Source organism: Burkholderia sp. IMCC1007, assembly GCF_027257875.1.
GTDB lineage: Bacteria > Pseudomonadota > Gammaproteobacteria > Burkholderiales > Burkholderiaceae > Burkholderia.
This window is the reverse complement of record NZ_JAPVQY010000032.1, coordinates 22798-40629: the sequence shown is the minus strand read 5'-3', so window position 1 is coordinate 40629 and position 17832 is coordinate 22798. Positions and strand designations below refer to the sequence as shown.

At 68.8% G+C, this 17832-nt stretch carries 20 protein-coding genes; 9 read left to right on the top strand and 11 right to left on the bottom strand.

From position 1 onward, the window contains the following. Positions 1-47: 47 nt before the first annotated feature. The 4 genes from O1Q03_RS24465 to O1Q03_RS24450 all read right to left on the bottom strand — a co-directional run bounded on the left by O1Q03_RS24465 (position 48) and on the right by O1Q03_RS24450 (position 4272). Positions 48-1355 (bottom strand): MFS transporter, encoded by a 1308-nt coding sequence (locus O1Q03_RS24465; protein WP_269506592.1) that lies wholly within the window; start codon positions 1353-1355, stop codon positions 48-50. Positions 1356-1544: 189 nt separating this feature from the next. Further along, on the bottom strand, positions 1545-1856 hold the full coding sequence (locus O1Q03_RS24460) for a high-potential iron-sulfur protein (RefSeq protein ID WP_269506591.1): 312 nt from the start codon (positions 1854-1856) through the stop codon (positions 1545-1547). Between the two features lie 173 nt (positions 1857-2029). After that, positions 2030-3139: an NAD(P)/FAD-dependent oxidoreductase gene (locus tag O1Q03_RS24455; protein WP_269506590.1), complete on the bottom strand. Its 1110-nt coding sequence runs from the start codon at positions 3137-3139 to the stop codon at positions 2030-2032. Positions 3140-3291: 152 nt separating this feature from the next. Next, entirely contained in the window at positions 3292-4272 is a 981-nt protein-coding gene (locus tag O1Q03_RS24450; RefSeq protein ID WP_269506589.1) for an AAA family ATPase, read from the bottom strand. A 229-nt stretch (positions 4273-4501) separates the two neighbouring features. On the opposite strand from O1Q03_RS24450, the gene O1Q03_RS24445 reads away from it, so the two are divergent. The 9 genes from O1Q03_RS24445 to O1Q03_RS24405 all read left to right on the top strand — a co-directional run bounded on the left by O1Q03_RS24445 (position 4502) and on the right by O1Q03_RS24405 (position 13405). Then, positions 4502-5230: a nitroreductase gene (locus tag O1Q03_RS24445; RefSeq protein WP_269506588.1), complete on the top strand. Its 729-nt coding sequence runs from the start codon at positions 4502-4504 to the stop codon at positions 5228-5230. A 147-nt stretch (positions 5231-5377) separates the two neighbouring features. Next, on the top strand, positions 5378-5866 hold the full coding sequence (locus O1Q03_RS24440; RefSeq protein WP_269506587.1) for a hypothetical protein: 489 nt from the start codon (positions 5378-5380) through the stop codon (positions 5864-5866). Between the two features lie 5 nt (positions 5867-5871). Further along, positions 5872-6687, top strand: coding sequence for an endonuclease/exonuclease/phosphatase family protein (locus tag O1Q03_RS24435; protein WP_269506586.1), 816 nt, complete (start codon positions 5872-5874; stop codon positions 6685-6687). 71 nt (positions 6688-6758) lie between these two features. Further along, positions 6759-7406 (top strand): LysE family translocator, encoded by a 648-nt coding sequence (locus tag O1Q03_RS24430; protein ID WP_269506585.1) that lies wholly within the window; start codon positions 6759-6761, stop codon positions 7404-7406. A 226-nt stretch (positions 7407-7632) separates the two neighbouring features. Beyond that, positions 7633-8403: a ferredoxin--NADP reductase gene (locus O1Q03_RS24425; RefSeq protein ID WP_269506584.1), complete on the top strand. Its 771-nt coding sequence runs from the start codon at positions 7633-7635 to the stop codon at positions 8401-8403. A gap of 415 nt (positions 8404-8818) precedes the next feature. Further along, positions 8819-9634: a quorum system sensor histidine kinase RqpS gene (gene rqpS / locus O1Q03_RS24420; protein ID WP_269506583.1), complete on the top strand. Its 816-nt coding sequence runs from the start codon at positions 8819-8821 to the stop codon at positions 9632-9634. A 7-nt stretch (positions 9635-9641) separates the two neighbouring features. Next, entirely contained in the window at positions 9642-10298 is a 657-nt protein-coding gene (gene rqpR / locus O1Q03_RS24415; RefSeq protein WP_269506582.1) for a response regulator transcription factor RqpR, read from the top strand. A 285-nt stretch (positions 10299-10583) separates the two neighbouring features. Continuing rightward, positions 10584-11984 carry an amino acid permease gene (locus O1Q03_RS24410; RefSeq protein WP_269506581.1) on the top strand — a complete coding sequence of 467 codons (1401 nt, stop codon included), beginning with the start codon at positions 10584-10586 and terminating at the stop codon, positions 11982-11984. Between the two features lie 395 nt (positions 11985-12379). Beyond that, complete coding sequence (locus O1Q03_RS24405) at positions 12380-13405, top strand: XdhC family protein (protein ID WP_269506580.1); 1026 nt, start codon at positions 12380-12382, stop codon at positions 13403-13405. Positions 13406-13489: 84 nt separating this feature from the next. On the opposite strand, the gene O1Q03_RS24400 is transcribed toward O1Q03_RS24405, so the two are convergent. The 7 genes from O1Q03_RS24400 to fliE all read right to left on the bottom strand — a co-directional run bounded on the left by O1Q03_RS24400 (position 13490) and on the right by fliE (position 17710). Continuing rightward, on the bottom strand, positions 13490-14209 hold the full coding sequence (locus O1Q03_RS24400; protein ID WP_269506579.1) for a PepSY-associated TM helix domain-containing protein: 720 nt from the start codon (positions 14207-14209) through the stop codon (positions 13490-13492). A gap of 125 nt (positions 14210-14334) precedes the next feature. Beyond that, on the bottom strand, positions 14335-14517 hold the full coding sequence (locus tag O1Q03_RS24395) for a hypothetical protein (protein ID WP_269506578.1): 183 nt from the start codon (positions 14515-14517) through the stop codon (positions 14335-14337). 172 nt (positions 14518-14689) lie between these two features. Next, a complete protein-coding gene (locus O1Q03_RS24390; RefSeq protein ID WP_269506577.1) occupies positions 14690-15028 on the bottom strand; it encodes an EscU/YscU/HrcU family type III secretion system export apparatus switch protein in 339 nt (112 codons plus the stop codon). Then, complete coding sequence (locus O1Q03_RS24385; protein WP_269506576.1) at positions 15025-16383, bottom strand: flagellar hook-length control protein FliK; 1359 nt, start codon at positions 16381-16383, stop codon at positions 15025-15027. Before O1Q03_RS24385 ends, O1Q03_RS24390 begins: the two co-directional genes overlap by 4 nt. 73 nt (positions 16384-16456) lie before the next feature. After that, positions 16457-16789 (bottom strand): flagellar protein FliT, encoded by a 333-nt coding sequence (locus O1Q03_RS24380; RefSeq protein WP_269506575.1) that lies wholly within the window; start codon positions 16787-16789, stop codon positions 16457-16459. Further along, entirely contained in the window at positions 16786-17220 is a 435-nt protein-coding gene (fliS, locus tag O1Q03_RS24375) for a flagellar export chaperone FliS (protein WP_269506574.1), read from the bottom strand. The genes O1Q03_RS24380 and fliS overlap by 4 nt, the downstream gene beginning before the upstream one ends. Positions 17221-17365: 145 nt before the next feature. Continuing rightward, a complete protein-coding gene (fliE, locus tag O1Q03_RS24370; RefSeq protein WP_269506573.1) occupies positions 17366-17710 on the bottom strand; it encodes a flagellar hook-basal body complex protein FliE in 345 nt (114 codons plus the stop codon). Positions 17711-17832: the final 122 nt, after the last annotated feature.

The following is a 17832-nucleotide window of genomic DNA, read 5'->3' as shown; positions in this document are numbered from 1 at the left end:
CCCGTCGTTGCAGCTTTCGTAACGATCGCGGAACGGCATTCGATCCGTCACGCCGGCGCGTCGAGATCCGCGCTGCGCGCCGGGACGAACGCGACCGCGACGATCGACAGCGCGATTCCCGCCATCACGTAGTAGGTCGGCGCGAGCGGCGTGCCCGTGACCTTGATCAGCCACGTGACGATGAACTGGCCGAAGCCGCCGAACAGCATCACCGCGACGTTGTACGCGATCGACAGCCCGGTCGAGCGCACGTTCGCCGGAAACAGCTCGGCGATCATCGCGCCGAACGGCCCGTAATAACCTGCGAGCGTGACCGACAGCACGGCCTGCACCACGATCAGCCGGCCGATGCTCGGCGCCGCGTCGAGCCATGCGAACAGCGGATACATCAGCACGAGCGTCAGCACGAGCGACCACAGCGACAGCCCCTTGCGGCCGATGCGATCCGACCATGCGCCGGCGATCGGCGACAGCACCATCAGCAGCAGGTTGCCGACGATCACCGCGTAGAACGATTGCGCATACGGCAGCTTCAGCTGCTTCACCGCGAAGGTCGGCAGATAGCTGATCAGCACGTAGATCGTCACGGTCAGCGCGATCACCGAGCCGAGCCCGCACAGCACTTCGCGCGGGTGACGCGTGAACACCTCGCCGAGCGTCGCGCGGCGCGCGCTTTGCTGGGCATGCAGGAACGCTTCGGAATCGGCGAGATGACGGCGGATGTAGAAGCCGACCGGGCCGATCACGAGCCCGAGGACGAACGGCACGCGCCAGCCCCAGCTGCGCAGCGCGTCGGGCGACAGCCCGCGCGTGACGGCCGCGCCGACGATCGCGCCGATCAGCAGCGCGGCGGCCTGGCTCGCCATCTGCCAGCTGCCGTAGAAGCCGCGTTTCGAGAACGGCGCGGCTTCGATCAGCAACGCGGTCGAGCTGCCGAATTCGCCGCCGGCCGAGAAGCCCTGCAGCAGGCGGCCGAGCACGATCATGAGCGGGCCGCCGATGCCGATCGCCGCATAGGGTGGCGCGATCGCGAGCAGGAAGATGCCGACCGTCATCAGCAGGATCACGAGCGACAGGGCAGCCTTGCGGCCCGCGCGGTCCGCGTACAGCCCGAATACGATGCCGCCGATCGGGCGCATGAAGAACGCGACGCCGAACGTCGCGGTGGTCAGCAGCAGCGACGAATATTCACTCGACGTCGGGAAGAACAGCTCGGCGATCACCACCGTCATGAAGCCGAACACGGTGAAGTCGTACCACTCGAGCGCATTGCCGATCACGGCCGCCGCCACCGCACGCCGGTTCAGCGCACGCTCGGGCCGGACCGTTTTCGATGAATTCGCAATCGTCGCCATGCGTGTCTCGTCCTTGTTGATTCGCCGTATCGGGCGGCGCGGTACGCGGGGTGGCCGCGGCGCGCTGTTGTGCAGCGAGTGTAGAAAGCGACGGAACCGATTTCAAGCAATAAAAACGCCCGCCGTCTGTCGACGGCGGGCGTTTTGTGGTTTTCGCCACATTGCGGCATCGTACGATGCCGCCGGACGTCAGCCCATCTTCGAGAATGCGCTGCACCAGCCCTTCGCCGATACCTGCTTGCCGGCGAACGCGGCGCACGGGCCCGAAGCCGAGCCCTTCTTGCCCTGGTACAGCATGCAGGCCGCGCAATCCTGGCCCGCTGCATATTTCGGGTACTTCGCCTTGTCGACCTTCGTGGCATCGGCCTTGTAGCCGAGCGCCACCGCGGTCGGATCCGTTTCCGACAGCATCGGCGCATCGGCCAGCGCTTCGCGCGACAGCGCCAGCGCGGACACCGCACCAATGCTCGTAATCAGGAAACTCCGACGGGATGTTTTCATGGGGGACTCGCTCCAACGTTATCGGTTTGAAAGCCGTTCTGGCGACGGCCGTTCGACAGAATAACGCTCAAGTGAACAAATGTGCGCGCAGAAATGCCGGAGATAAGGGATTCCACACGGGGCTTCGCAACGCAATCTGGACGGGCGGCCCGCAGCGCTGCGGGCCATGTGCGTCATGCGTGCGACGTCATGTCGCCCACCCGCTGCGCGAGCGCGAGCGATGCGGTCAGCCCCGGCGACTCGATGCCGAACAGGTTCACGAGCCCGCGCACGCCATGTTGCGCCGCGCCCTGCACGATGAAGTCGGCCGGCGGCTCGCCGGGCCCCGCGAGTTTCGGCCGGATCCCCGCATAAGCCGGCCGCAGCGCGTCGTCGGGCAGTGCCGGCCAGTACGCGCGGATCGACGCGTAGAACGCCTGCGCACGCGCCGGATCGACTTCGTAGCGCAACGCGTCGACCCATTCGACGTCGGGGCCGAAGCGCGCCTGCCCGGCGAGGTCGAGCGTCAGATGGATGCCGAGCCCCGCGCGGTCGGGCATCGGGTAGACGAGATGCGAGAACGGCGCGCGCCCGGACAGGCTGAAGTAGTTGCCGCGCGCGAGATAGAGCGGCGGCACCCAGCGCGGATCGAGCCCGCGCGTGTTGCGTGCGAGCGCTTGCGCGCCGAGGCCCGCGCTGTTGATCACGCACGCCGCCTCGATTTCGGTCGGCGTGTCGCCGCCGGTGCGCACGACGAAACGGCCGCCGCGCAGCACGTCGATCGACTCGACCGGCGATTTCAGCGCGCACATCGCGCCGTGGCGCTCCGCGTCGCCGAGCAGCGCGAGCATCAGCTGATGGCTGTCGACGATGCCGGTGCCCGGCGAGAACAGCGCCTCCACGCATTCGAGCGCGGGTTCGAGCGCCTGCGCCTCGGTGCGGGTGAGCGGCAGCAGATCGAACACGCCGTTTTCCGCCGCCCGCGCGGCGATCGCCTTCAGTTGCTTCACCTGCGACGCACTCGTCGCGACGAGCAGCTTGCCGACGCGCCGATGCGGCACGTGATGCGTTTCGCAGAACTGGTACAGCAGTTCGCGGCCGTGCACGCACGACGTCGCCTTCAGCGAGCCGCGCGGGTAGTAGAGACCCGCGTGAATCACCTCGCTGTTGCGTGAACTGGTGCCCGTGCCGATCGCATCGGCCGCCTCGAGCACGATCGTCTCGCGCCCGCGGGCGGCCAGTTCCCGCGCAATCGCGAGACCGACCACACCTGCGCCGATCACCACACAATCCGTCTGCTCCATGGCGTTTCGCGTCGCTGACGCATCGAGGGGAGAGAGAAGAATTGTACGTCCCGGTTAGCCCGCTTGCAGAACGTATGTGCATCCGCACATGCGTGCGCGCCGGGATGCCCGGCGCGCGGCCCGCGAACCCCATCGTTGCGCGCGCCGCCGATTCAGAACCCGATCGGCCGGCGCTTCGCCGCGCCCTCGTCCGCGCGGATGTCGGACGGCGCGATCACGTCGCGGCCGTCGAGCCGCGCGGTGCCGAACGCATGCAGCAGCGCGCGGCGCATGGTGCGCGGCGGCGTCGCGGCCAGCACGTCGAGCGCGTCGTCGTCGAGCGTAGCGGGGAAGCGCCGCCCCCACGCGTGCGACGTGCGGATCTCGTCGTAGATCGTCTGCGCGATCCGGCGCGCGCCGGCCGCGTCGGGCGGCGCGATCTCGTACACGTTCATCCGGTTCAGCAGCGGCTCCGGAATCGCGTGCGCGTCGTTCGCGGTCGCAATCCAGATCACGTTGCCCGCATCGATCGGCACTTCGGCGAATTCGTCGACGAACGCACGGGCGGTATCGTGCTCCAGCAGCGCGTACAGCGCACCGAGCGGATCGTATTGCGCGTCGCTGCCGGCCTTGTCGATTTCGTCGACCGCGATCACCGGGTTCGCGTAGCTGCCGTTGACGAGCGCCTCGAACACCTTGCCGGGCTTCGCGTTCTTCCATTGCGACGATGCGCCCGACAGGATCCAGCCGGCCGTAAGCGAACTCATCGGCACGTAGTGGTACGCGGTGCCGAGCAGTTGCGCGAGCGCCTTCGCGAAATGCGTCTTGCCGATGCCGGGCGGCCCGAGCAGCAGGATCGGCATCAGTTCGAGCCGGTCCTCCGTCTCGAGACACAGCGCGACCTGCTTGCGCACGTCGCCGAGCGGCTCGACGAAATTCGGCAGCGCCTCTTCCAGTTCGTCGAACGACGGCATCCGGTTCGGCTTCACGCAGAAGCGCAGATTGCCGGTCTTGAGCATCCGCTCGTAGGTTGCGCGCAGCGCGTCGCTCGCGCTTTCGTTCAGGTCGTTCAGCGCCGTCTCGACCTGTTCGAGGTCGTACACCGTGCTGAAGGACGCCACCGCCAGTTCCTGTTTCACCATCGCCGTCGTCATACCAAACCTCGCTGCCGCTGCAGTCACATACCCATCAGACCCTTACGATTTCAGTGTAACGATCTGGCATCCGCGTGCAAGCAAGCAGCCGGCCGAGTCTGCTGCTAACACCGCGCGCACGCTGCAGCGTCGTGCGGCGCGGCGTATCATCGAAGGCTCACCGGCCTTCGCGCCGGCATTGCCGACGGCGCCCGCGCGCCGCCGCGCGCCTCGTTCCGAAGGTATGCCGATGTCCGTCCCCGCCGCTTCCCCGCGCGTCGACACCGACGCAACTCATACGGTCGACGCCGTCGACGCCGCGCTCAAGTCGCGCCGCGCAGTTCGCGCGTTCCTGCCGACGCCCGTGCCGCGCGACACGCTCGAGGCAATCCTCGAAGCCGCGAGCCGCGCGCCGTCGGGCACCAACATCCAGCCGTGGCGCGTCTATGTCGCGACCGGCGCGACCCGCGACGCACTCGCGGCCGCGCTCACGGCGGCCTACGAGGATCCGGCGCGCGACGAGAAATACGTCGCCGAGTACGACTACTACCCGCGTGAATGGGTGTCGCCGTATATCGACCGGCGCCGCAAGGTCGGCTGGGATCTGTACGGGCTGTTGAACATCGGCCGCGACGAAAAGGCGCGCATGCACGCGCAGCACGCGCGCAACTTCCGCTTCTTCGATGCGCCGGTCGCGCTGTTCTTCACGCTCGATCGCGTGATGACGCACGGCGCGTGGCTCGACTGCGGGATGTTCCTGCAAGGCGTGATGACGGCCGCGCGCGCCCGCGGTCTCGACACGTGCCCGCAGGCCGCGTTCGTGCCGTTTCACCGGATCGTCGCCGAGCAGCTCGGCATCCCGGCCAACGAACAGCTCGTCTGCGGGATGGCGCTCGGCCACGCGGATCCGGACGCGATCGAGAACCGCCTCGTCACCGAGCGCGCGAGCGTCGCCGAGTTCGCACGCTTTTTCGCTTGAAAACGCATGACGCGCACCTACCTTTCGTATCAGGACCGGAACGTGCTGCGCACCCGTCGCGATGCGTCCGGCCACACCACCGTCGAAATCGATCGGGCGTAAGATGTGCGTCCGTTCCCCGCTACCCCGCGTTTCCGGAGAAGTTTCATGCTGAAACACGGCCTGGCCGTCCTGCTCGCGAGCGTCGCGCTCGCGGCCCATGCGCAGAGCCCCGCACCTGCCGTCGTCGCGTGGGAGATCCAGGTGGTGCGCGACGGTCAGACGATCGACACGTTCCAGCAGCACACCACCGTCGGTCAGTCCCGCACCGATACCCATCGCTACCCGTCCGCCGTGCCCGTCGGCTGCGGCAATGCCGCGCGCGTCGTGCCGACCGAGCGCTCGCGCGCGGTGACGGTCGCGCCGCTGTCGGTCGACGACGCCGCGCATACGGTATCGCTCGCGCTCGACGTGCAGGAAACGCTCGACGACGAAACCGCGGCGCGCAGCGATCCGTGCCTGCCCGCGTCGCCGCGGCAGATCGTCGCGAGCCATCCGGGGCTCGCGGTCGGCGGCGATGCATGGACCGACTGGACGCTCGTCGAGCAGCATCCGCACCTCGTCTACCGCGTGCGTGCGCACATCGCGAAGGACTGAACGCCATGCCCGCCGACGCCTTGTCCCTGCCGTTCGCCGAACCGCAAAGCGCACCTGACGAAATCACCGCGGTGAGCTGGAACCTGCACAAGGGCCGCTCGCCGCTCGGCTTCACCGCGTGGAACGCGATGCGCAACTGGATGCAGTCGACGCACGCCGACGTGTATTTTCTGCAGGAAGCGATGGCGCGCCGCATGCCGCGCCCGGTGCTCGCGCCCGGCTTCGGCTCGCCGATGGACGACGCGGCCGACGACGTGTGGCACTGCCAGGCCACCGAGATCGCACATGCGCTCGACTGGAAGATCGCACTCGGTCCGAACGTGTTCAAGCCGTCGTGGCGGCACGGCAATGCGATCCTGTCGCCGCACCCGCTCGACCTCGGCGGCCGCTGGGACATCTCCGCGCACCGCTTCGAGCGGCGCGGGCTGCTGGTCGCGCGCGCGACGCTCGCCGGCGCGCGGCCCGTCACGCTGCTGTGCGCGCACCTCGCGCTCACGCGCGCGGCGCGACTGCGCCAGATGCACTGGATCGCGCACTGGATCGTGCGCAACGCAGGCGACGACCCGCTCGTGCTCGCCGGCGACTTCAACGACTGGCGCAACGATTCGGTCGCGTTGTTCGCCGAGATCGGGATGTCCGAAGTCGCGACGCTGCTCGGCGAGTCGGGCCGCACCTTCCCCGCGTTCTCGCCGGCGCTCGCGCTCGACAAGATGTTCGTGCGCGGGCTGACCCCGCTCGAATGGCAGGCGCCGTCCGGCGAAACCGCGTGGCTGTCGGATCACCTGCCGTATATCGCGCGCCTGCGCCTCGATCCGCGGTAACGCGCCGCAGGCCCGTGGGGCGTGCGCTACAGTAGCGGTTTGCCCGCCCTCCCGCCTCGCCGCCGCGCCCCATGAGCTACCTGCCGATCCTGCTGCAAATCGCCGTCGTCTATCTCGTCGCGGCGATCACGCCGGGCCCGAACTTCTTCATGATCTCGCAGTTGTCGCTCGCCGGACGGCGCAGCCTGGGCGCCGCATCGGCGCTCGGCGTCGGCACCGCATCGGTTGCGTGGGCAACGCTCGCGATGCTCGGCCTCGCGGCCGTGCTGCATCAGGTCGAATGGCTGTACGAGACGGTCCGGATCGGCGGCGCCGTCTATCTCGTGTATTTCGGCTTCAAGCTGCTGCGCTCGGGCGCGCGCCGCGCTCCCGCGCCGGCCGACACACCCGACGACGGCGCGCCGCTCGCCGCCCCGCACGCGCGCGACTACCTGCGCGCGTACCGCAGCGGCCTGTTCACCTGCCTGACCAACCCGAAATCGTGCGCGTTCTGGACCAGCGTGTTCGCCGCGATGCTGCCCGCGCACGTGCCGCTGTGGTTCAACGGCGCCGTGCTGGTGACGATCGGCGTGCTGTCGGCCGGCTGGTATTCGTGCGTCGCGTTCCTGTTCGCGAGCCCGCGCGCGCAGCGCGGCTACCGGCGCGTGCGACGCCCGCTCGACGCGCTGTGCGGCGCCGCGCTCGTCGGCCTCGGCGCGAAGCTCGCGGCCGATCGCTGAAAGCAGATTGAAATGGTTCGTTGCGCTAAATCCGCGTGGCCGCACGGGTCAAGCCCGCATCTGCCCCAAGCAGGGTAAAATGACGAGTTCCTCAAACGTCTGTCATCGAGAAGGCGCGTGTCCGACGCGCCGGCCGGCCGATCCGCGATCGGGCCGACGCACTCGGTTTTTTGCCCGTTTTTGGGCCCGTTACACGCGTTCGCTACGCGCGTCCGTTTTCAAAGCCATGAGCAAATACGACACCGCCACCGTCCAATCCGTCCATCACTGGACCGACACGCTTTTCAGCTTCACCTGCACCCGTGAGCCGAGCCTGCGCTTCAACAACGGCGAATTCACGATGGTCGGCCTCGAAGTCGACGGCAAGCCGCTCGCGCGCGCCTACTCGATCGTCAGCCCGAACTACGAAGAGCATCTCGAATTCTTCAGCATCAAGGTCCAGAACGGCCCGCTGACGTCGCGCCTGCAGCACCTGAAGGTGGGCGACTCGGTGCTGATCGGCAAGAAGCCGACCGGCACGCTCGTCGCCGACAACCTGCTGCCCGGCAAGACGCTGTGGATGCTGTCGACCGGCACCGGCCTCGCACCGTTCATGTCGATCATCCGCGACCCGGACATCTACGAACGCTTCGACAAGGTGATCCTGACGCACACCTGCCGCCTGAAAGGCGAGCTGGCGTACATGGACTACATCAAGCACGACCTGCCGGGCCACGAGTACCTCGGCGACATCATCAAGGAAAAGCTCGTCTACTACCCGACCGTCACGCGCGAAGCGTTCGACAACGAGGGCCGGATCACCGACCTGATCGCGACGGGCAAGCTGTTCACGGATCTCGACGTACCGCCGTTCTCGCCGGAAAACGACCGCGTGATGCTGTGCGGCAGCACCGCGATGCTGAAGGACACGACCGAGCTGCTGAAGCAGGCCGGCCTCGTCGAAGGCAAGAACAGTGCACCGGGCCACTACGTGATCGAGCGCGCGTTCGTCGATTGATCGATCCCCGAATTTGTGCGGCATCAAGAACCGGAGCGAGAGCTCCGGTTTTTTTTCGCCCGTGCTTGGCGAATTCGTAACAAGTTGGAATCATGTCATCTCAAATAGTTACATTTGGATACGCGCGGACGGGTGCTTGCGTGTCGGTGTTTTTCCTACAGGGTCTTCATTCGGATTATTCACATTTACCCTTAAACGTCCGGCCGACATGACCTTTTCCATTTTTTTGGGATATTATTCGGCCCGCGCGGTTGAGACCGGAACCACCATTTAAGGGTCGGGTTCGAACGTTACAATATGTAACTTTTGTTACCCGGGGCACGGGGCGATTCTCTGGCCGCGCCGTCGTCGAAACGGCAGCCGATGCGCGCAGCCGGCCGGTGCCTGAACCGCTTTCTGAACAGCAGGGAGAGTCATGGATACGTCGCTCAACGCGCCCCCGGGCGCCCACGCCCCGTTCCCGTCGCGACAACTCGCGCGCGGTTGCGCCGCGACTGCGCCCATGGCCGACGCCCTGCCCGGACACGATGCGTGCGACGCGCGTGTCGCGGCGCTGTCCGCGCAATTGATGGTCGCCGACGAAGCGGCCCGCCGTCATCTCGCCGGCGAACTGCACGACGGCCTCGGCGCCGAACTCACCGCCGCGCGTTTCGCGCTCGCCAATATCCACACGTGGCTGCCGGCCGATGCGCCCGACGGCTGCCTGCGCGCGCTCGAACTCGCGCAGCGTGCGCTCGACTCCGCGACCGAGGCGAATCGCCGGCTGATTGACGAACGCGACACGCCCGCGCTCGACGGCGGGCTCGTCGGCGCGCTGTCGGGCTGGGTCGACAGCCATGCGGCGCGCACCGGCCTGCGCACGAGCTTCGTGTGCGCGGCCGATGCGCGGCTCACGCAACTCGGCGGCGCCAGCGCGCTCGCGATCTTCCGCGTCGCGCAAGAAGCGCTGTCGAACGTCGCGAAGCACGCGCGCGCGACGTCCGTCGATGTCCGGATCGAGACGAACGGCACGCATCTGATGCTGATCGTGGCCGATGATGGGACCGGTTTCGCGCGCGGCCGCCGTGCCGGCTACGGCCTGGCCGGCATGCGCGCACGCTGCGAAGCGTTCGGCGGCAGCTTCGAAGCGGGCGCGCCGGCATCCGGCCGCGGCACGCGCGTTGCCGCCCGCTTCGCGTGGGACTCGCTGTTCGCGGTGCCGGCCGCGGCGCGCCACGCGTCGCGTTCGTGAGGTCGTCATGAGCCTGAACATTCTGCTCGTGGACGATCACGCCATCGTCCGGCAAGGCATCCGCCATCTGCTGATCGATCGCGGCGTTGCGCGCGACGTGACCGAGGCCGAGAACGGCAGCGACGCCATGGCCGCCGTCGACCGGCAGACGTTCGACGTGATCCTGCTCGACATCTCGCTGCCCGACACGAACGGCATCGAGGTGCTCAAGCGCATCAAGCGCAAGCTGCCGGGCACGCCGGTGCTGATGTTCTCGATGTACCGCGAGGATCAGTACGCCGTGCGCGCGCTGAAGGCCGGCGCGGCCGGCTACCTGTCGAAGACGGTGAACGCCGCGCAGATGATCGGCGCGATCCAGCAGGTCGCGGCAGGCCGCAAGTACGTGAGCCCGGCGATGGCCGAGGCGCTCGCCGAATACGTGTCGTTCGAGAACGAGCCGCTGCCGCACGAAAAGCTGTCCGACCGCGAATACCAGACGCTCTGCATGCTCGCGTCGGGCAAGCGGCTCACCGACATCGCGAACACGCTGTCGCTGTCGGTGAAGACGGTCAGCGTGTACCGGTCGCGGCTGCTCGAGAAGATGCGGCTGTCGAACAACGCGGAACTCACGTTCTACGTGATGAGCAACCAGCTCGTCGACATGGCGCCGGCGTCGGGCGGCTGATTCGCGAGCCGCACGCGCGCGCTTCGTCGCCGTATCGAACCCCTATCTCCGTCGTATCTCCGTCGTATCTCCCCATATCGCCGTCGTATCGCCCGCATCGTCGCCGTCGCCCGCATCGCGGCGGCGACGGCTGCCGCGCGCTGCGCGCAAGCGCTTGTTTTATCTGACGATTCCGTTCCGCACCGCTGCGCCGCAACGAGGCTTTTGCGCCAAATCGGCTAAAATTGCGGGTTTTCACTCAGTCAGCGTCCCGCGCCCGCGCGCGCTGGCGATCGATCCATCGCAATGTCCCTCTTCCGCAAGAAAAACGTCGATCGCATGATCGCCGGCGCGCGCAGTGCCGGGCTCAAGAAAGCGCTCGGCGCGATCGACCTGACCTTCCTCGGCATCGGCGCGATCATCGGCACCGGCATCTTCGTGCTGACCGGCACGGGCGCCGTGCAGGCCGGCCCGGCGCTGATGCTGTCGTTCGTGATCGCCGCGATCGCATGCGGGCTCGCGGCGCTGTCGTACGCCGAGTTCGCGTCGACGATTCCCGTCGCGGGCTCGATCTACACGTATTCGTACGCGACGCTCGGCGAGCTCGTCGCGTGGATCATCGGCTGGGACCTGATGCTCGAGTACGGCCTCGCGTCGTCGGCCGTGTCGGTCGGCTGGTCGGGCTACCTGCAGTCGCTGCTGCAGGGCTTCGGGCTCACGCTGCCGACCGTGCTGACGGCTGCGCCCGGCGCGCTGCCGGGCGTCACCACGTGGTTCAACCTGCCCGCGTTCCTCGTGATGATCGTGATCACCACGCTGCTGTCGATCGGCATCCGCGAGTCGACCCGGATCAACAACGTCATGGTGTTCATCAAGGTGTCGGTGGTGCTGCTCGTGATCGCGGTCGGCCTGTTCCACGTGACGCCCGCGAACTGGAAGCCGTTCATGCCGCACGGCTGGAACGGCGTGTTCGGCGCGGCGGCCGTGATGTTCTTCGCGTTCATCGGCTTCGATGCGGTGTCGTCGGCCGCTGAAGAGGTGAAGAATCCGAAGCGCGACCTGCCGATCGGCATCATCGCGTCGCTCGCGGTGTGCGCGGTGCTGTACGTGACGGTCGCCGCGGTCGCGACCGGCATCGTGCCGTCGGCCCAGTACGCGAACGTGTCGCACCCGATCTCGTATGCGCTGCAGATCGCCGGCGAGAAGTGGGTCGCGGGCTTCATCGATCTCGGCGCGGTGCTCGGCATGCTGACCGTGATCCTCGTGATGAGCTACGGCCAGACGCGGATCATCTTCGCGATGTCGCGCGACGGGCTGCTGCCGGCGATGCTGTCGCGCGTGCATCCGCGCTACGCGACGCCGTTCCTGACGACCTGGCTCGTGGGCCTGTTCTTCGGCCTGATCGCCGCGCTCGTGCCGCTCAACGTGCTCGCCGAGCTGATCAACATCGGTACGCTCGCCGCGTTCTCGATGGTGTCGATCGCGGTGCTCGTGCTGCGCCGCACGCATCCGGAGCTGCCGCGCGCGTTCCGCTGCCCCGGCGTGCCGGTGGTGCCGATCCTCGCGGTCGGCGCGTGCCTGTTCCTGATGCTGAACCTGCAGCCCGTCACGTGGGCCGCGTTCGGCATCTGGCTCGTGATCGGCCTCGTGATCTACTTCCTGTATTCGCGACACAACTCGAAGCTCGCCCGCGGCCACGCGGACTGACGGCCCGGCGGCGACGCGCCGCGTCGCCCCCGCTCGACACGGCGCACCCGCCTCGCGGGCGCGCCGTTTGCTTTTTCGGCGCGGCGCACTGGCCGTCGTCGCGGGCGGGAGTGGGCGTCCGAACCGCCCGCGGCCCGCGGCCCGGTGCCGGTGCCGGTGCCGCTGCTCCTGCTCCTGCTCCTGCTCCTGCTCCTGCTCCCGCGCCCGCTCCTGCCGTCCGGTGTCCGGTGTCCGGTGTCCGGTGTCCGGTGTCCGGTGTCCGGTGTCCGGTGTCCGGCGTCCGGCGTCCGGCGTCCGGCGTCCGGCGTCCGGCGTCCGGCGTCCGGCACACGGCACACGGCAAGCAGGGCTACGGCAGGCGGTTCATAATGCGGCCAATCAATGAGGTGACGACGATGGAAAGTGTGGATCTCGACGTGTTGAAGTCGAGCGCGCGCTGGCTCGAAGAAGGACGCCGCGTGCTGCTCGTGACGGTCGTGAAGACCTGGGGTTCGTCGCCGCGCCCCGAGGGCGCGATGCTCGCGGTGCGCGAGGACGGGCTCGTCGTCGGTTCCGTGTCCGGCGGGTGCATCGAGGATGACCTGATCGCCCGCGTGCATGCGAGCGGGATCGCGGCCGATGCGCGCCCGGAAGCCGTGAAGTACGGCGTGACGGCCGAGGAAGCGCACCGTTTCGGGCTGCCGTGCGGCGGCACGATCCAGCTCGTGCTCGAGCCGCTCGCGCGCGACAGCGGGATCGCCGCGCTCTGCGCGGAAGTCGAGGCCGGCCGGCTCGTCACGCGCACAATGACGCTCGCGACCGGCCGCGCATCGCTGTCGCCCGCGCAGGCGACCGACGGCCTCGCGTTCGACGGTGAGCGCCTCGTGACGATCCACGGGCCGCGCTACCGAATGCTCGTGATCGGCGCCGGGCAGTTGTCGCGCTATCTGTGCCAGATCGCGGTCGGGCTCGACTACCAGGTGACGGTATGCGATCCGCGCGAGGAATACACGGATGCGTGGGACGTGCCGGGCACGCGCGTCGTGCGTACGATGCCGGACGATACGGTGCTCGACATGAAGCTGGATGCGCGTTCGGCCGTGATCGCGCTCACGCACGACCCGAAACTCGACGATCTCGCGCTGATGGAGGCGCTGAAGACGCCCGCGTTCTACGTCGGCGCGCTCGGCTCGCGGCGCAACAACGCGGCGCGGCGCGAGCGGCTGCTCGAATTCGACCTGAACGACGCGGAGCTCGCACGGCTGCACGGGCCGGCCGGCATCTACATCGGCAGCCGCACGCCGCCGGAAATCGCGATCTCGATCCTCGCCGAGGTCACGGCCGCGAAGAACAACGTGTCGCTGCCGACGATCCTGCAGGTCGAGGGCGCGAAAGCCGCGCGCGAGATCGCGGCCAACAACGGCGCGACCTGCGGCCTCTGAGGTCGCCCGGCGCCGGCTTGCCGCCGCGCCGGACGCACACGATGCGCCGGCGGCAAGCCGGCGCCATTCATTCCGCTGCGCGAATCAGGCGAGGCCCGCGGCGAGCGCCGCGGCGACCGAGCCGGCCACCAGCACGAAGCCCACGGTGCGACGTTTGTTCAGCTCCGTCCACAGCAGCACGCCTGTGAGCGACAGCAGGATCAGCGATCCCGCGATCGTATCCATCAGCAGCACCCAGCCGACGCTCATCCCGACGCCGCGATGCAGGTTGTTCAGTGTCGTCAGGAACGTGTTGCCGGTGCGCTTCACCGACACATAGCCGTTGCCGACCCAGTATTCGGCCTGCAGGTTCTGGTGCGGCCCGAACAGGCCCATCTGCCAGTGCTCCGGCTGCATCACGCGCTTGTCGCCCCACGCGACTGCCTGTGCCGGCTCCTTGCGCACGCGGCCCGGGCGGCCGTCGAAGTGCAGCTCGTGCTGCAGCCACTTCGTCATCGCGGCGGGCGACTTCGGCACGGGGTCCGGCAACGCGATCTGCATCTGCTCGACCTGCGGCTCGCCGGTCGAAATCTTCAGCGGCGGCGCGCGGTGGTTGAGCAGCACGCCCGTCACGCCGAACAGCAGCCCGAGCACCGCGCCCCATAGCCCGACCCAGCCGTGCACCTTGCGCAACCATTTGATGAAGGTCGCGCGGCGCGAACGCTGGCGGCGGGCGGCCAGTTCGTCGTCGGTCAGCGGACGTGCGGCCGGATGCAGCACGGTAATGCCCGCCTGCGGCGGGGCGATCGTTTCGGGCGCGTTCACGCGAAAGCTTCCATTCGTCCAAAGCAACGGGCGGCGCACGGAAATCGCGCGCCGCCCGGGCAGCATGAAAATGAGAATGGATATCATTACACAAACTGCGACGGCACTCAATCCATCTGAGCGCGTCAGGCGGGCGGCGAAATCTCGCGATAGCCGACGAAGTGCGGGGTTTGCGCTTCGATCGCAAAAGATAGACGCGCGATATCGGCGAAATACTGGCGAAAGACGAAGACAGCATTTCGCAAGAGAGCGAGCCGAGCCGAGCCGAGCCGAGCCGAGCCGAGCCGAGCCGAGCCGAGCCGAGCCATGCCGTGCCGTGCCGAGCGAGTCGAGCCGTGTGTGCGTGTGCGTGTGCGTGTGCGTGTGCGTGTGCGTGTGCGTGTGTGTGCGTGCCGTGCCGTGCGTGCCGAGCCGAGCCGCGAGTGCCGTGCCGAGCGAGCCGTGCGTGCGTGCCGTGCGTGCCCTGCCGTACCGACGCGCTCAGCGGCGCAGCGGCGGCAATGGAAAACGTGGCGCGGCGTCCCCCTGCCCGGCCTCGGGCGCGGGCCCGACCTCGGTGCGATCGAGCGAATACAGCCACGCGAGCAGATCCGCGACGGCCTGGTAAAGCTGCGGCGGAATCCGGTCGTCGAGATCGACCTGCATCAGCAGCGACACCATCGCCGGCGCCGTATGCACGTACAGCCCGGCATCGTGCGCGCGGGCGACGATCATCTCGGCGAGCAGCCCGTAACCCTTCGCGACCACGCGCGGGGCGGCATCGCCGCCTTTCGGATCGTAGACCAGCGCGGCCGCGCGCTTGCGGGACGTCATGCTCATCGCGGCAAGTCGTCGTCGCGGCCCGGCGTGCCGGCGGCCGCGCTGCGCGCATACGCGGCGGACGCCGCCTGAGCGACGCGCGGGTCGAAATCGTCCGGCTCGTCGTCGACCGCGCGGATCGACAGCCCGCCGAGCTGCAACCCCGATCCCTCGAACCGCTGCCGCAGCGCGCCCTCGTTGCGCGTGAGGCGATCGGCGCCGGTCGAATTCGCGCGCAGCCGCGCGACGAGCTGCGAGCCGTTCAGCACCAGTTCCGCATCGACGGTGCCCAGCGACGGCAACGTCAGCGTCAGCCGCGTGCGCCACGCGATGCCGTCGCCCGCGTCGTCGCCGCGCGATGCGTGGCCGCCGTGCTCGTCGGGTTCGATCGTCCAGTCGAGGCGCGCGCCGGGCCATGCGTCGCCGCTCCAGCGAAACTGGTCGGTTGCGAGCGCATCGAGCTGCTGCCGGACGATCGGCACCGCGTCAGGGTGCACGGAAGCCGCGGTCTGCGCCTGCGGCGCGGACGACGCGGCGGCCAGTTCGGCGCGCGCGGGCGTCCAGCGCAAGCCGGCGTGTTCGCCGAGCGGATCGCCAGCCATGCCGGCCGCGCCCGACGGCGCGTATTGCCGCGCGCCCGCAGCAGCGTTCTGCGCGAGTTCATTCGGCCCCGTGCCGCCCGGCTGCACGGCGTTTCGTGCCGCGACCGGCAGCGCCGAGCGCGGCGCGAGGAGTTCGTCGAGCACGTCGGACGCGTCGTTCTGCGCACCGTCCGCGCCACCCTGCGCGAGTGCGGCAAGCCGCGCCTGCGGTTCGCGCAGCAGCGCGGCGAGCGGGCGCTGGCCGGCCACCCATTGCGCGAGATGGGATTCGTAGAAGAGGCCGCTTTCGCTCACGGCCTGCGCGAGTGCGGCCTGCAGCACCGCTACGGGCGGCGCGGCGGCAGTCGCGGCAGTCGCGGCAGTCGCGGCAGTCGCGGCAGTCGAAGCAGTCGAAGCAGTCGAAGCAGACGTGACCGCCGAAGCAGACGTGCCGGCCGACGCGCCCGGACCGAACGCCGGCGGCGTTGCCGGATCGGTCACCAGCACGGAAGGATCGGCCAGCAGCGGCGTTCGCCCGGCGACCACGGGCGTCGCGGCGCCGCCCGCACGCGAGATCGCATCGAGCGCGAGCGCGACGTCGGACAGTGCGGTTTGCGCGGAGGCCGGCGGCGCGGCGGGCGAGACGTTCGCCGCAGACGTCGACGACGCGCCGGTGCCCGGCGTGCCGACCTGCACGGTCGCGCCGCCGCCGGCGGGCGCCGACACGGTGCCGGTCAGCAGGCTGTCGAGGCGGCTCGCCAGCAGGGCGGCCGCAACGGAGTCGATACCGGTCATGATCGGAGCCTGCTCACCTCAGCCACCTCGTTGCGAATCCGGGCGCGGGAACCGCGGCCGCGGCCAACGAACGCTATCCGCGTGCGCGGTAGAGATCGGTCAATACCTGGGTCGAGCGCCGCGCCTCGAACAGCGCGGACAGCCGCGCGACTTCGGGGCTCGCGAGATCGCGGATCGCGGCGTCGTCGGCGAGGATGCGGCGGATCAGGCCGAGCTTGCGGCCGAGGTCCGATTCGTCGAGCGTGACGCCCGGATCGGCCTCCTTCAGCCCGTCGACGAGTTGCAGGAATTCGGCCTGCAATTCCGGCAGCGCGCTCCAGTCCGCGCCGCGCGCGGCGCACAGCATCCGGCCCGACACTGCGGCGAGCGCCTCGTAACGCGCGAAGTACTCGGCCTTGCGATTCATCGCGCCGCGCCCGCTGCCTGTTGCGCAGCCATGCGCGCGACTTCCGGCGCGATGCCCGTCCATGCTTCCTCCAGCGTCGCGAGCAGCCCGTCGACCTCGACCAGCATCGCGTCGCTCGCGTCCGCATTGGCCTGCAGCAGACGCCGGCCGATATACGCATACAGCGCATCGAGGCGCGCGGCGATCTCGCCGCCCGCGTCGCGGTTCAGCGAAGCCTGCAGGCCGCTCTCGACGATCCCGATCGCCTTGCCGATCGCTTCGCCGCGGGCCGGCACGTTGCCTTGCTGCAGATGCAGGCGCGCGAGCGCGATGGCCTGCCGCGCGCCCTGGTACAGCATCGCGATCAGCCGGTGCGGGGACGCGCCCATCACCCCCGTCTCGACGCCGACACGCGCGTACGCACTGGCTCCAGCGTGTCCTGGGGAAAACATGCGCTTCTCCTTTTGATGCGTTGAGTGATGCGAAGGCCGCCGCCCGGCATTGCACGACGCGGCCGTCTTCCGCTTTATCGGAAGGAATTTGAAAAGCTTTAGGCGCACGGGCCGCCGGCCCGTCGACGCGGCCGGCCGGTGCGCGTCACACCGACATCTGCATGATGTCGTTGTAGGCGCTCACGAGCTTGTTGCGGACCTGGAGCCCGAACTGGAAGCCGATATTCGCCTTCTGCATGTCGACCATCACGTCGTTCAGCGACACGTTCGCCGCGCCGACCTCGAACGCCTTCGCCTCGCCGAGCGCGTGCTGCTGGTCGCCGCTGATCTTGTCGAGCGACGCCTTCATCGCGCTCGCGAACGTGCCGGCCGTCGCGGCGCCGGAGCCGGCGAGCGCGGCCGTCGGGCTCGCGACCCCGCCGGACGCCTGCGCGGCCATCGCCTGCATCTGTTGCAACACCGATCCGATTCCGCTGACGTTGGCAGCCATGCTGTCCCCAGACATAAGAGAAGAAACCCGGCCCGACCGGGCGATCCGCCGGCGCCGCACGATGCGCACCATGCCGGAAACGCGAAAAAGGATAGCAGCGCACCGCGCGCCAAAGCCGCGAA